The sequence below is a fragment of the Martinezella sp. CNPSo 3795 genome (assembly GCF_057784475.1).
This window is the reverse complement of sequence record NZ_JBXSOQ010000001.1, coordinates 822,603-836,070: the sequence shown is the minus strand read 5'-3', so window position 1 is coordinate 836,070 and position 13,468 is coordinate 822,603. Positions and strand designations below refer to the sequence as shown.

Annotated in this window: 13 protein-coding genes; 10 read left to right on the top strand and 3 right to left on the bottom strand. The window is 59.8% G+C overall.

Going from position 1 to position 13,468, the window contains the following annotated elements; translation table 11 throughout:
• Positions 1-129: 129 nt before the first annotated feature.
• On the top strand, positions 130-1,317 hold the full coding sequence (locus AC13QY_RS03885) for a galactarate dehydratase (protein ID WP_113333273.1): 1,188 nt from the start codon (positions 130-132) through the stop codon (positions 1,315-1,317).
• A gap of 85 nt (positions 1,318-1,402) precedes the next feature.
• Here AC13QY_RS03885 and AC13QY_RS03880 read toward each other — a convergent pair whose 3' ends face one another.
• The 3 genes from AC13QY_RS03880 to AC13QY_RS03870 all read right to left on the bottom strand — a co-directional run bounded on the left by AC13QY_RS03880 (position 1,403) and on the right by AC13QY_RS03870 (position 3,626).
• Positions 1,403-2,713, bottom strand: a complete 1,311-nt coding sequence (locus AC13QY_RS03880) for an MFS transporter (RefSeq protein WP_113353676.1) — start codon at positions 2,711-2,713, stop codon at positions 1,403-1,405.
• 158 nt (positions 2,714-2,871) lie between these two features.
• On the bottom strand, positions 2,872-3,078 hold the full coding sequence (locus AC13QY_RS03875) for a KTSC domain-containing protein (RefSeq protein ID WP_092706279.1): 207 nt from the start codon (positions 3,076-3,078) through the stop codon (positions 2,872-2,874).
• A gap of 116 nt (positions 3,079-3,194) precedes the next feature.
• The gene (locus tag AC13QY_RS03870) at positions 3,195-3,626 is read right to left on the bottom strand and encodes a VOC family protein (RefSeq protein ID WP_113353675.1); all 432 of its coding nucleotides are present in this window, start codon (positions 3,624-3,626) and stop codon (positions 3,195-3,197) included.
• A gap of 69 nt (positions 3,627-3,695) precedes the next feature.
• Here AC13QY_RS03870 and AC13QY_RS03865 point away from each other — a divergent pair, with 69 nt between their 5' ends.
• From AC13QY_RS03865 to AC13QY_RS03825, 9 genes are all read left to right on the top strand, one after another.
• Positions 3,696-4,277, top strand: coding sequence for a TetR/AcrR family transcriptional regulator (locus AC13QY_RS03865; protein ID WP_113353674.1), 582 nt, complete (start codon positions 3,696-3,698; stop codon positions 4,275-4,277).
• A 198-nt stretch (positions 4,278-4,475) separates the two neighbouring features.
• Positions 4,476-5,462, top strand: a complete 987-nt coding sequence (locus tag AC13QY_RS03860; RefSeq protein ID WP_113333269.1) for a BMP family protein — start codon at positions 4,476-4,478, stop codon at positions 5,460-5,462.
• A 15-nt stretch (positions 5,463-5,477) separates the two neighbouring features.
• Positions 5,478-6,902 (top strand): amidase, encoded by a 1,425-nt coding sequence (locus tag AC13QY_RS03855; RefSeq protein WP_488492735.1) that lies wholly within the window; start codon positions 5,478-5,480, stop codon positions 6,900-6,902.
• Positions 6,899-8,425 carry an ABC transporter ATP-binding protein gene (locus AC13QY_RS03850; protein WP_488492734.1) on the top strand — a complete coding sequence of 509 codons (1,527 nt, stop codon included), beginning with the start codon at positions 6,899-6,901 and terminating at the stop codon, positions 8,423-8,425. The genes AC13QY_RS03855 and AC13QY_RS03850 overlap by 4 nt, the downstream gene beginning before the upstream one ends.
• Entirely contained in the window at positions 8,415-9,464 is a 1,050-nt protein-coding gene (locus tag AC13QY_RS03845; protein ID WP_152093370.1) for an ABC transporter permease, read from the top strand. Before AC13QY_RS03850 ends, AC13QY_RS03845 begins: the two co-directional genes overlap by 11 nt.
• Complete coding sequence (locus tag AC13QY_RS03840) at positions 9,461-10,402, top strand: ABC transporter permease (protein WP_488492733.1); 942 nt, start codon at positions 9,461-9,463, stop codon at positions 10,400-10,402. The genes AC13QY_RS03845 and AC13QY_RS03840 overlap by 4 nt, the downstream gene beginning before the upstream one ends.
• Before the next feature lie 15 nt (positions 10,403-10,417).
• Positions 10,418-11,710, top strand: coding sequence for an amidohydrolase family protein (locus AC13QY_RS03835; protein WP_488492732.1), 1,293 nt, complete (start codon positions 10,418-10,420; stop codon positions 11,708-11,710).
• A 161-nt stretch (positions 11,711-11,871) separates the two neighbouring features.
• A complete protein-coding gene (locus AC13QY_RS03830; RefSeq protein ID WP_488492731.1) occupies positions 11,872-12,756 on the top strand; it encodes a dihydrodipicolinate synthase family protein in 885 nt (294 codons plus the stop codon).
• A gap of 21 nt (positions 12,757-12,777) precedes the next feature.
• A complete protein-coding gene (locus tag AC13QY_RS03825; RefSeq protein ID WP_152093368.1) occupies positions 12,778-13,437 on the top strand; it encodes a GntR family transcriptional regulator in 660 nt (219 codons plus the stop codon).
• The last annotated feature ends 31 nt before the right edge of the window (positions 13,438-13,468 follow it).

Sequence of the window (13,468 nt, the reverse complement as noted above, 5' to 3'; positions counted from 1 at the left end):
TGCCTTCCCTCGACAACGCCGCAACGCCCATTTTCCACGAGCCAGGCTTCCCCGCGATGCGCGCAATGATTTCCCCACCTGCGGCAGCTCCCATGCCGCATTCATGTCAATCGATAGAAGGAAGATAAGATGAAGATCGACCGCATGCGGGTATTCGTGACCCGCGACAAGGATCGTCCGCGCGTCATCGTGGCGCTGGATACGGACGATGGACTGACGGGCTGGGGCGAGTGCTACAATCACGGCCCCGATTTGGCACTGCCGCCGATTCTCGACTATCTCTACGGTTTCCTCGCCGGCCAGGATCCAAGCCGGATCGACTATCTCGTCAACCTGCTGATCCAGCAGAGCCGCTTCCCGCCGGGCGCGCTTGGCCTTTCGGCGATTTCCGCGCTCGATCACTGCCTCTGGGATCTCTCGGCCAAGGCCCTCAACGTTCCGGTCTACAAGCTGCTCGGCGGCGCGGTGCGCGATCGCATCAAGGTCTATGCCGGCGTCTATACCGCTCCGGATGCGCCGGCTGCGCGCGATGAGCTCGACCGTCTGAACGCCGAATGGGGCTTTACCGCCTTCAAGCTCAGCCCATGGCGCATCGACATGCACGCTCATCGCTGGGGCAATGTCGTCAAGGCATCGGCCGACTATTTCCGTTCGCTGCGCGAGACCGTGCGCGACGACTATGAGATCGCCTTCGACGCCCATGCGAAAATTTTCGAGCCGGTCGCCGCTCGCCAGCTCGGCAATGCGCTGGCTCCTTATGATCCGCTTTTCTATGAAGAGCCGCTCCGGCCCGAAAACATCGAGATGTGGGGCGAGTTGAAACAGGGCCTCAATTGCGTGCTCGCGACCGGCGAGTCCCTCTATAATCGCAACGAGTTCCTGCGCCTGCTGCAGGTCAAGGGCGCCGACCTGATCCAGCCCGACATCTGCGTCGTCGGCGGCATCAGCGAGATGCGGCGCATCGCGACGATCGCCGAGGCGCATTTCGTCGGCGTTGCTCCGCACAACCCGATGGGGCCGCTCGCGACCGCCGTCAACGTGCATTTCTCGGCCGCCGCACAGAACTTTCGGATACTCGAATACCGGCTGCCGAAGGGTCAGGCCTACGTCTATGGCGGCAACGAAGTCGAACAGCGACAAGGCGAAACCCGCTATGTCGTCGACCCCTATCTGCCGAAGGACGGTTATCTCGAGCTTAGACCCGATCGGCCCGGCTGGGGCGTCGAGATGGACGAAAAGGCCATGGAAGAGGAAGGTTATATCCATTGGCAGCGGCGCGTGCCCAAGCGTCCGGATGGTTCCTACGCCTTTGCGTGAGCTTGGTATCAGCACCTAAAAAAATTGGGGCGGCCATCAGGCCGCCCCTCTCATTTGGCGGATGCTTTTGCGAGCATGAGCGCAATCATTTCACGCGGGCTGCGTTAGGATTGCCAAGATCTTCCGGCCGGGGTGTGCGCGGTATCATGCGTCCGATCACAAGGACCAACAGCACCGCAATCAGAAGGCAGGCGGCCAAGAAGAACATCGGCGCGATCGTGCTTCCCGTGGAATCCTTGATCCAGGGCACGACGTTCTGAGCGATGAAGCCGCCGAGATTGCCAACTGAATTGATGGCAGCAAGGCCCGCTGCCGCACCCGCTCCCTGTAGGAAGCGCGACGGCAAGCTCCAGAACACCGGCTGACCCGCGAAGATGCCGGCCGCCGCAATGGAGAGGAAAACAAACTGCAGCGTATGGTCGGGAATAACGGCAGATAATACCAGGCTTACGGCGCCGACCAGCGCGGGAATGACGATATAGGGCGTCTTGGACTCCGCCTTGTCCGCTGTACGCGGGACGGCATACAGAGCGATGGCGACGAGAATCCACGGGATAATGTTCAGGAAACCGTTCGTCGTGTTGCTGACGCCGAAATTCTTGACGATCGTCGGCAGCCAGTAGCTAAGTCCATAGGCGGCGAGCGGGAAACCGATATAGCAAAGCGCCATCAGCAGCACGCGCGGATTGACGAGCGCCTTGAAGCCGTCGGCGGCGTTCTGCTCCATCCCGGAATTTTCCACCTCGAGCCGGTCCTTCAGCCAGTTCTTTTCCGTATCGTCGAGGAACGTCGCTTTGGATGGCAGATCCGGCAGGTAAAACAGCGTTATGAAGCCGGCAATAATGGCTGGGATACCGGTCACCAGGAAGACCCATTGCCAGCCGGCAATACCATAAAGGCCGTTCAGGTCCAGAAGCACGCCACCAAGTGGCGCGCCGATCGCATTGGCGAAAGCGCTGAAGATCATGAAAAGCCCGACCATCGTGCCGCGATAGGCCGAAGGATACCAAAGGGTCAGCAGATAAAGTACGCCTGGAAAAAATCCGGCCTCGCAGGCACCGAGCAGAAAACGGAGAATATAGAACATGGTCGCATTCTGCGTATAGGCAAGCGCGACCGTGACCGCACCCCAAGAGATCAGAATGCGCGCAAACCACCTGCTGGCTCCGAACCTGTCGAGAAGCAGGTTGCTCGGCACCTCGAAGATGAAATAGCCGATGAAGAACAGCGAGGCGCCGAGACCATAGGCATATTCGCTCATGCCGAGCGCATCGACCATCTGAAGCTTCGCGTAGCTGACATTCTGGCGATCGATATAGGCGATCAGATAGAGAATGCCCAGAAAGGGCATAAGCCTCCAGGTGATCTTGGATATAAGCTGCTTTTCATCAACCACGCCTCTTCCTCCCTGAAAGATGTTTGTGATTGATATAGATAGCGCAACTAAGCGTTTATCAATGCGCTGATTGATAAAGCACATCCTGCCCACAGAATTCAAATGGCAGCACCGCAAATCCCTTCTGCCAAGCGGGCGTCAGCCGTGCGGCCTTCGCCTCAAGCGACGCGTTCGAACTGCGTGCGGATATGCTCGATATAGTGCTGGCCGGGCGACGGCGCTTTCACCATGGCGATCGCCGCCTTCTGCGGAACGCCGGTGAATTGACGTTCTTCACCGTTCTTGAAGCGGATGTAAAGCCGTCCGTCATCCGGGCGGAAATAGACTGATTTGATGATTTTTGACGAAACCGGGAGCTCTTGCATGGGTCACCTTACCTCTGGCCCGCTTTGTCGCATGAAAACCGAAATATTGGGTGAAGCGACCTAGTTAATCAAAGATAGAGTTGTATCGCTCGATTTTATCGATTGCGCCCAGCACCTTAACGATCCCGCGGAAGTGCGTGCTCGGCATAGAGAGATGCGAACTCCGCACTTGGCGGTATCGGCTTGATGATGTCGATCAAGACGCCGTTCGGATCGGACGTGATGAAATGACGCTGACCGAAATCCTCATTGCAGATGGCAAGCAGAATCGGCAAGCCGGCCGCCCGCAAGCGCCCATGAACGGCATCGACATCATCCACTTCAAAGTTGAGCAATAGGCCTGCGACCTTACCGCGCCCCTGTAGCGGAATCGTCTCATGCTGCCCATTCAGAATAGCGAGATTGACAGCGCTGTCCTCAGCCGACTGCAGATGGACGTACCAATCACTGGTGAAACTCTCCTGGAAGCCGAAATGCTTCACGTAAAAGGCAGCGGTCTCCTCGACGCGCTCAGTCATGATCACCGGATAATAGCTCGTTACCTTCATGCTTCACTTCCCCCCTCAAAAGACATACAATCTGTCTGTATTATTTCGAATGACATACAGGCTGCATGCATGCAAGATCCACGCTCAAACCGTGAGAGAACCGAAAAGACCAAGGCTGCACTCATCGCGGCTGCCCGCGCCCTATTCGTGGAAAAGGGCTATGCCGAGACCTCGACGCCGGAGATCGTGGCCGCCGCCGGCATCACGCGCGGCGCGCTCTATCATCATTTCGAGGACAAGCGTGCGCTGTTTCGCGCAGTTGTCACAGAGGAAGCTCTGGCGGTGACCCGCGCCATAGAGAAGGCAACCCCTGATCATCTTGCGCCCCGCGCCGCCCTGATCGCCGGCAGCAATGCCTATCTCGATGCAATGCGGGTTGTCGGCCGCACGCGACTTCTGCTGATTGAAGGACCGACTGTGCTTGGTTTTGTCGATATGAAGCAACTGGATGAGGAAACCACTACCCTTACACTGAAACATGGTCTGGAAGCAGCGCTCAGTCGTGGGCAGGGGTCGGATATCGCCGTTGAGGCCCTCGCCGACATTCTCTCAGCGGCCTTCGATCGCGCCGCCCTCGCCATCGATGCGGGGGGTGATGTGGATCGCTATCGCGCAGCCATTGCACATATGATCGACCGTATTGCAGCTTGACATCATGCTTGCTCGCCAGACCACAAACGGTGGTCGCCCGAAAAACAATTGAATACCCGCTCGGGCTATCTAATGCTGTAAGCGACGAGTAGATTTCGAGCGCTCTCGCATATTATTTAAGCACGCCAATTGCTTGACACTTTTTTAGCCCCCTCCTATGATTTTTACCAAACGATCAAAAACCAGGGGAACTGAAAAATGACCAATGAAATCATACTGTCACGCCGCGCTGTCATCGCATCCGGCATCGCGCTCGGCGTCAGCGCTCTTGCGCCAGCCGCCCGCGCCGCAGCGCCGCTCAAGGTCGCAGGCATTCATGCCTCGCCGGTCGAAAACGCGTGGAATTCCTGTCTTCACAAGGCGCTTCAGGATGCCGCCAAGGAAGGCGTTATCGAATATGTCTTTTCCGAAGGCGTTTCGGGCACGGACTATCCGCGTGCCATGCGCGAATATGCCGAACAGGGCAACAAGCTGATCATCGGCGAGGCCTATGCTGTAGAGAAGGAAGCGCGCCAGGTTGCTGCCGACTATCCGGATACGGCTTTCGTTCTCGGGTCCAGCGGCGAGGCTGCCGGGAGCAATTTCGGCGTCTTCGGCACCTGGAACTATGACGGCGCCTATCTCGCCGGTATGCTGGCGGGCAAGATGACCAAGTCGAACGTCGTCGGCTCCGTCGGCGCCATCCCGATTCCCGAAGTCAACATGCTGATCAATGCCTTTGCCGCGGGCGTCAAAGCGGTCAACCCCGATTGCAAGCACCTCGTCTCCTTCATCGGCACCTTCTTCGACCCGCCGAAGGCGCGTGAAGCCGGTCTCGCGCAGATCGACGCCGGTGCCGACGTGCTCTTCGGTGAGCGCATCGGCACGGCTGATGCCGCCAAGGAGCGGCATATCAAATCAGTGGGATCGCTGATCGATTACACGCCGCGCTATCCCGACACCGTTTTCGCCAATGCCATGTGGTATTTCCGCCCCATTCTCAATGCCGCAATCGCCGATGTTGCCGCCGGCAAGCCGGTTGGCCGCAACTACACGGCCTACGGCCTGATGAAGGAAGGCGGCAGCGATATCGTCTATGTGAAGGGCACAGCACCAGCAGAGGCCGAAGCTGCAATGGAGAAGGTCCGCGCCGACATCAAGGCCGGCAGCTTCGAAGTGCCGAAGGTAGCGGATCAGCCGAAGTAATCCTTCGGCTCGATCATGACCAGACCGTCATTTACTGACGCCACGGAGCTGGCCGGCTCGATCAAGTCCGGCAAGCTTACCTGTGCGGATGCCATGCAGGCGGCGCTTGCCGCCTGTGCCATGAAAGATGAGCTTGGCGCCATTACCTATGTCAATCCTGAAGCCGGGCTCGCGGCAGCACATGCCCTGGATCAGGAGGCATCGGCGTATCCCGAGCGCTTTGCGCAGCGCGCCTTTGCCGGCGTACCGACGGTCGCCAAAGATCTCGGCGGCCCCTTCCCGGGGCTGCCGGTGACCGCTGGCTCTCGCCTGTTCGCCCGCACGGGCAAAGGCGCGGACAGCGATTTGGCAGAGCGTTTTCGCGATGCCGGTCTCTGCGCCTTCGGCTTGACCACCAGTCCGGAATTCGGCTTCTCACTCGCATCCGAACCGGCAATCGGTCCGATCTGCCGAAACCCGTTGAATCCTGTCAGAACTGCCGGCGGCTCGTCGGGTGGAGCCGCGGCCGCAGTCGCCGCCGGTATCGTTGCGATCGCGCATGCGACGGACGCGGGCGGCTCGATCCGCGTGCCGGCTGCCTGCTGCGGCCTTGTCGGACTGAAGCCGACACGCGGCGCCGTGCCCGCCGGCCCCTCCTTCGGCAATCATCTCGGCGGCATCGCCAGCGAACTCGCGGTCACCCGCTCGGTACGCGATACCGCACAAATCTTCGATGTTGTCCGGGGAAAGACAAGAGGGCCATACGCGGATATCGCTCAACTCCCGCCCAAGACGGGTAAGCTTCGCATTGGGCTCCTTGCAGACACTGGCCAGCGTTACGCAATCGAACAGGATCAGGCCCAAGCGGTGGAAGCAGCGGCCAGTTTCCTCGAAGGCCGGGGAAACGAGCTGATATCCATCCGTTGGGATGAGATGGAAAGCGCCGCTCAGGCCAGCAGCCGCGCGTTTGGCGATATCATTTCCGTCAATATCGCCCACCTGATTGACGATCTCGAACTGGACACGCGTCTCGCCGAGACGATGACGCAAGCCTTCATCATGCGCGGACGCGCCATGCCGGCAACAGTCCTTTGGAGCTCCCTCAATGGCGCCGTGAAGGCTAGCCGCATTCTGTGGGAGATCTTCGACAGGGTCGACGTCATCGTCATGCCGATGCTCGCCTCGGCACCGCCACCCATCGGGTCCTTTCCAACGGATCATTCGGACACTCAATTGCACCTCGAGCGCATGACATCCTTTGCCCCTCTTGCCGCGCTCGTCAATATTTCCGGCTTTCCGGCCATCACACTTCCCTTCGGCGAGGATGCGGAGGGATTGCCGCTGCCGGTCCAACTGATGGCCCCCATGGGTGAGGATAAGCTGTTGCTGCAGCTTGCATCCGCGCTCGAGGCTGAGCAACGTTGGCAGCATCGCTACCCGATTGCAGGCTTTCCGGCATGACCATTCCCGTCCTTTCCATCGAAGGTGTCAGCAAACGCTTCGGCAGCACGATTGCCAATGACAATATTTCGCTGTCTCTAGCAAAGGGTGAGATCGTTGCCCTGCTCGGCGAGAACGGTGCCGGCAAGACGACGCTGATGAGCATCCTCTTCGGGCACTATGTGCCCGATGCCGGTCGCATCCTGGTCGACAATGTGGAATTGCCGCAGGGCAAGCCGCGCGCGGCGATCCGGGCGGGCGTCGGCATGGTGCATCAGCATTTCTCGCTCGCGCCGAACCTGACTGTGCTGGAAAACATCATGACGGGCACGGAGGGACTTTGGTCGCTCAAGTCCCAAACGGCAGCGGCCCGCAACAAGCTTCTGGCGATTGCCGAACGCTTCGGCTTGAAAGTCGATCCGGATGCGCGCCTGGGCGATCTCTCCGTTGGCGAGCAGCAGCGGGTGGAAATACTGAAGGCACTCTACAATGATGCACGCATCTTGATCCTCGACGAGCCGACCGCCGTTCTCACTCAGATCGAGGCAGAAAAGCTCTTTTCGACGTTGAAACAGATGGCCGCACAAGGCCTGTCCTTGATCTTCATTTCGCACAAGCTCGATGAAGTCATGGCGACGGCCGATCGTATCGTCGTCCTGCGCGGCGGCAAGGTCGCGGCCGAAAGACAGGCATCTCAGACCAGCAAGGCCGAGCTTGCGGAGCTGATGGTCGGACATCGCGTCACACGCCCGACCCGCGAAGCGTCGACGCCGGGCGACATCGTGCTCGAAGCTCGCGATATCATCGTCAAGACCGGTGGCGTCGAACGGTTGAAAAAGATCAGCTTCCATGTCCGGGCCGGCGAGGTTCTGGGGATCATCGGCGTATCGGGCAACGGTCAGGCGACCTTGGGGCAAATTCTGTCCGGCATGTCGAACCGCACATCCGGCGAGCTTCTTCTGTTCGGCAAGCCAGTCGGCGATCTCGACGTTGCCGCGATTATCGAGGCTGGCATCGGGCGCATTCCGGAAGACCGAAACCGTGATGGTGCCATCGGCGAAATGGCGATCTGGGAGAATGCCGTGCTCGAGCGCCTGCCTTCCTATTCGAAGCATGGTCTGGTCGACAAAGGTGCCGGCATGGCCTTTGCGCAGGAGATCATCGAGGCATTCGACGTGCGCGGCGGCAATGCTGCGACACGCACCCGGCTATTATCGGGCGGCAATATGCAGAAGCTGATCCTCGGTCGCAATCTCCATGAGCGACCACGAATCCTGATCGCCGCCCAGCCAGCGCGCGGGCTGGACGAAGGTGCAGTGGCCGCCGTTCACGGACGCATTCTGGAAGCGCGCCGGCAGGGCACTGCCGTTCTCTTGATCTCGGAGGATCTGGACGAGGTCATTGCATTGGCCGATCGCATCCAGGCAATCGTCGGCGGACGCCTTTCAGCGCCCATCGATGCCGATAAGGTCGATGCGCGTCTGCTGGGACTGATGATGGCGGGAGAATGGAAAGAAAAGAGTGGGGCCAATCATGCGATTTGAACGGCGCGAACACCGTCCACTGTCTATGATGATCCTCGCTCCCGTGCTTTCGGTCGTCGCGGCCCTTGCGCTCGCCGGCATACTGATCGCGATTGCCGGCGCACCCGTCCTCGAAGCCTATCGGCGGATTCTGCTTGGAGCCTTCGGTTCGCGGCTTTCGGCAACGGAGACGCTCACCCGCGCGACGCCATTGATCCTAACGGGATTGGCCGCCGCAGTCGCCTTTCGCGCCCGTCTGTGGAATATCGGCGCCGAGGGACAATTCTATTTCGGCGCCATAGCCGTTGCAGCCTTCGGATCGAAAATGCTCGCCGACCTGCCCGGCCCGATCCTTATTCCGCTCCTGATGGTGATCGGCGCCATTGCCGGCATGGTCCTGATCCTCGTGCCACTATGGCTGCGGCTGCGCTTTTCCGTCGATGAAGTCGTCACCAGCCTTATCCTGAATTTCATCGCCGTCCTTTTCGTCTCCATGCTGATCGACGGCGTGCTGAAGGACCCGACGGCATTCGGCTGGCCACAATCCCAGGCGCTTGGCGATCATGCCATGCTGCCGAAGCTGATTGCGCGATCGCGTCTTCATATCGGTTTTGCAATTGCGATCGTCATCGCGGCGATCGTCTATTTCGTCCAGTCGCGCACCGTCTTCGGCATGCAGTCGCGGGCAGCCGGCCTCAATCCTTCGGGCGCCGTTTTTGCAGGCGTTCGTCTCGGCTCGACCCTCGTCAAAGTTGCCTGTCTTTCGGGCGGGCTTGCCGGCCTTGCAGGCGCCATCGAAGTCATGGGTGTCAAAGGTTATGTCACGACCGATCTGTCCCCCGGCTTCGGCTATGCCGGCATCGTCGTCGCCATGCTTGCCAACCTCAACCCGCTTGGTGTCGTTCTTGCGGCGATCTTTACGGCCACGATGTTTGTCGGCGCTGACGGCATGAGCCGGAGTCTCGGCATCCCAACTTACATCGCCGACGTCACGGTCGCCCTGTCTCTGTTGACCATGCTGATCGCTTTGTTCTTCACGCAGTACAGGATCCGCCGATGAGCACGCTGATCGACATCATTGCTTCGGCCGGGCTTTGGGCTGCCGTGTTGCGGATTGCGACACCCTTGATCTTCGGCACGCTCGGCGCGCTTCTTTGCGAGCGGGCCGGCGTTCTCAATCTCGGCATCGAGGGCATCATGACCTTTGGCGCGATGATCGGTTGGCTCTCCGTCTATCACGGTGCCGATCTGTGGACCGGCCTTCTCATCGCGGCGATTGCCGGCGGCATTTTCGGGCTTTTGCATTCGGCCCTGACAGTGACGCTTGGCCTGTCGCAGCATGTTTCCGGCCTCGGCGTGACGCTTTTTGCTTCCAGCTTCAGTTACTACGTCTTCCGGTTGATCGTTCCCGTCGCCGGGACGCCGCCGACCATCACACCGTTTCAGCCGATCGCTATTCCCGGGCTTTCCACCCTGCCCTTCATCGGCCCCGCTCTCTTCACGCAGACCGCCCCGACCTATCTCGCGATCCTGGTGGCGCTGGCCATGGCCTACCTCATCTTCCGCACGCCGGTCGGGCTTGCGATCCGCATGGCGGGCGAAAATCCGCATGCGGCCGAGGCCCAGGGCCTCAACCCCATGAGGATCCGCTATGGCGCCATCATCGCCGGCAGCGCCCTGATGGGCATGGGTGGCGCTTTCCTGACGCTTTCCGCCTTCAACAGCTTCTTTCCGACGATGGTGCAGGGACGCGGCTGGATCTGCATCGCGCTCGTCGTCTTTTCGTCCTGGCGGCCGGGCCGAGCGCTGTTCGGCGCCCTGCTCTTTGCCTTCTTCGACGCATTTCAACTCCGCCTGCAGACCACGGTGCAAGGGGTGCCCTATCAGATCTTCCTGATGACGCCCTATATCCTGTCCATCGTCGCCCTTGCCGTCATGAGCAGGCGCGCCCGCGTGCCGCAGGCGCTGATGCAACCCTATCGCCGTGGCGAAAGATAATCCGAGGAGCCGTTCATGTTCGATCTGATCATTCGCAATGCCAATCTGCCCGATGGCCGCAAGGGCATCGACATCGCGGTCAAGGATGGCAAGATCGCAGCAATCGAAGCCTCGATCGCGGCAGAAGCGAAGGAAGAGATCGATGCGACCGACCGGCTGGTGAGCCCGCCCTTTGTCGACCCGCATTTCCATATGGACGCTACGCTTTCGCTCGGCCTGCCGCGCATGAATATATCAGGCACGCTTCTGGAAGGCATCGCCCTTTGGGGCGAGCTGCGTCCGATCGTGACGAAGGAGGAGCTTGTCGAGCGTGCGCTGCGCTACTGCGATCTCGCCGTCACGCAAGGACTGCTATTCATCCGCAGCCATGTCGATACGTCCGATCCGAAGCTGGTGACGGCCGAGGCGCTTCTGGAGGTGAAGGACAGGGTCAAGCCCTATATCGACCTGCAGCTCGTCGCCTTCCCGCAGGATGGCTATTACCGCGCCAAGGACGGCGTTGCTTCGCTCTCACGCGCTCTCGACATGGGCGTCGATATCGTCGGCGGCATTCCGCATTTCGAGCGCACGATGGATGAGGGTAGAGCCTCCGTGGAAGCGCTTTGCAGGATCGCCGCCGATCGCGGCCTTCCCGTCGACATGCATTGCGACGAAACCGACGATCCGATGTCGCGCCACATCGAGACGCTTGCGGCAGAAACCATTCGTTTCGGGCTGCAGGGGCGTGTTGCCGGGTCACACCTGACCTCGATGCATTCGATGGACAACTATTATGTTTCCAAGCTCATCCCCCTGATGGCGGAAGCAAGGATCAATGTCATTCCCAATCCGCTGATCAACATCATGCTGCAGGGCAGGCATGATACCTACCCCAAGCGGCGCGGCATGACGCGCGTGCGTGAGTTGATGGATGCAGGGCTCAACGTCTCCTTCGGCCATGATTGCGTGATGGATCCCTGGTATTCGATGGGCTCGGGTGACATGCTCGAAGTTGGCCACATGGCTATCCACGTCGCACAAATGGCCGGCATCGAAGACAAGAAGAAGATTTTCGATGCGCTCACCATCAACTCCGCCAAGACGCTCGGCCTGGAAGGCTACGGCCTGGAAAAGGGCTGCAATGCCGATTTTGTAGTGCTGCAGGCCGTCGACACGCTGGAAGCGCTGCGCCTGAAGCCAACTCGCCTCGCCGTCATTAGGCGCGGCAAGGTCATTGCCCGCTCCGCGCCGCGCATCGGCGAACTCTTCCTCGATGGCCGGCCTTCACAAATCGATGGCGGGCTCGACTACGTGCCTGCAAGGGGCTAACAGAGGCCGGGGCCGAGGCTCCATAAAATCCCCACCCATCAACTGCTACCGCCGCCAATTCGACGTCAATGTAATCACATATAGGCGACTGATATAGATTTCGCTTTACAACTAACATGTCAGTGTGCTACGCACTAATCCCATAAGATCGGGAGGATCGGATGAACGAGAATTTTGGCCTGTCGGCCGCGCTGGCAACGCCCTTTGATGCGGATGGCGAGATTGCAATCCCGGGCGTGATCGAGCAGGCGAAGCATTGCCTTGCCAAGGGCTGCAAAAGCGTCACCCTGTTCGGCACCACGGGCGAAGGCGCTTCGATCGGCATGCAGGAGCGCAAGCAAGTTCTGGCCGCCATGCTCGCCGCCGGCATTGCGCCGAAGCAGATCGTCATGGGCGTGCTCGTCGATGCCGCAGAAGATGCGGCAGCGCAGGCTGGACAAGCGCTGGCGCAGGGTGTCCGCAACATTCTCCTTGCCCCGCCCTCCTACTTCAAGAACGTCAGCGACGATGGCCTCTTCAAATGGTTCGCGGCCGTTTTCACTATGCTCGGCACGCATGCCCGCGACGTGATCGTCTATAATATTCCGTCGGTAACGATGGTGCCGCTATCCATTTCCCTCGTTGGCCGCCTGCGCACCGCATTTCCGGATGTCGTTGTCGGCGTCAAAGACTCCTCCGGTGACTGGCCCTATACCGAGGAGCTGCTGAAGACGCATGGCGATCTCATCATTTTGATCGGCGATGAGCGGCATCTTGCCCGCGGCGTTCGGCTCGGCGGACAGGGAGCAATCTCCGGCATGGCAAATCTTCTTCCTCGCGAAGTGCAGGCCATGGCGGAAAAAGGCATCGACGACGCCAATGTCGAGCGTTTCGTCGAACAGCTGCTGAACTATCCAGTCATTCCTTCGATCAAGGCTATTCTCGCCCGGTTGACGGAGGACGATAGCTGGCTTGCCGTGCGCCCGCCGCTCGTGGCATTGAACAGCCAAGATTCCGACACGCTCTTTGCTGCTTTCGGCGCACTGTTTCGCGCCAAGGCAGCCTAACCGAACAATCCGGAGCTGCCGATGGACGGACCAGGCGAACAGACAACGTTGAGAGAGAAAGCCTATGAGAGCTTCACACGCCATCTCTTGGCGCGCGACGTTCGTCCCGGGCAATTCATCTCGCAGCGGCGGCTGGTTGAGCTGACGGGACTGACGCTCGGCGCGATCCGCGAATTGATCCCGCGTCTGGAAGCGGAAGGTCTGATCAAGACGGTTCCGCAGCGCGGATTGCAGATCGCCCATATCGATCTGGACCTGATCCGCGAAGCTTTCCAGCTTCGTCTTTTTCTGGAGAAGGAAGCCGTTGCGCTGTTTACCCATTCAGCATCGGACGAGACGATTGCCAAGCTTCTGAAGGATCATCGCGATATCGCCGATGCCATCCGCTCCGGCGACAATTCCCCGGAGCTGGAGCTTCACGCGCAATCGGTGGACTGGGGCATGCATGATGCCTTCATCGATGCGCTCGGCAATACGATCATCTCGAACGCCTATCGGGTCAATTCGATCAAGATGCGACTGATCAGTCAGGACAGGTTCCGCATCAACGGCCATGTCGGGCCGGTCATGGACGAGCATTTGAAAGTGCTTGAGGCCATCCAGCGACGATCCGCCGAAGAGGCGGTTACCGCGCTGGTCGCCCACATCGGCGGAGCCCGGGATCGCGCATTAAAGATGTAAATAGCTTTGGATAACAGGCCGCGAATGAGGA

What these genes read in the sequence shown, in the direction of transcription:
- AC13QY_RS03885 (WP_113333273.1), top strand. Translation starts at nt 130, where the DNA reads ATGAAGATCGACCGCATGCGGGTATTCGTGACCCGCGACAAGGATCGT.
- AC13QY_RS03855 (WP_488492735.1), top strand. Translation starts at nt 5,478, where the DNA reads ATGACCAGACCGTCATTTACTGACGCCACGGAGCTGGCCGGCTCGATC.
- AC13QY_RS03875 (WP_092706279.1), bottom strand. Translation starts at nt 3,078, where the DNA reads ATGCAAGAGCTCCCGGTTTCGTCAAAAATCATCAAATCAGTCTATTTC.
- AC13QY_RS03825 (WP_152093368.1), top strand. Translation starts at nt 12,778, where the DNA reads ATGGACGGACCAGGCGAACAGACAACGTTGAGAGAGAAAGCCTATGAG.
- AC13QY_RS03830 (WP_488492731.1), top strand. Translation starts at nt 11,872, where the DNA reads ATGAACGAGAATTTTGGCCTGTCGGCCGCGCTGGCAACGCCCTTTGAT.
- AC13QY_RS03845 (WP_152093370.1), top strand. Translation starts at nt 8,415, where the DNA reads ATGCGATTTGAACGGCGCGAACACCGTCCACTGTCTATGATGATCCTC.
- AC13QY_RS03850 (WP_488492734.1), top strand. Translation starts at nt 6,899, where the DNA reads ATGACCATTCCCGTCCTTTCCATCGAAGGTGTCAGCAAACGCTTCGGC.
- AC13QY_RS03835 (WP_488492732.1), top strand. Translation starts at nt 10,418, where the DNA reads ATGTTCGATCTGATCATTCGCAATGCCAATCTGCCCGATGGCCGCAAG.
- AC13QY_RS03840 (WP_488492733.1), top strand. Translation starts at nt 9,461, where the DNA reads ATGAGCACGCTGATCGACATCATTGCTTCGGCCGGGCTTTGGGCTGCC.
- AC13QY_RS03870 (WP_113353675.1), bottom strand. Translation starts at nt 3,626, where the DNA reads ATGAAGGTAACGAGCTATTATCCGGTGATCATGACTGAGCGCGTCGAG.
- AC13QY_RS03865 (WP_113353674.1), top strand. Translation starts at nt 3,696, where the DNA reads ATGCAAGATCCACGCTCAAACCGTGAGAGAACCGAAAAGACCAAGGCT.
- AC13QY_RS03860 (WP_113333269.1), top strand. Translation starts at nt 4,476, where the DNA reads ATGACCAATGAAATCATACTGTCACGCCGCGCTGTCATCGCATCCGGC.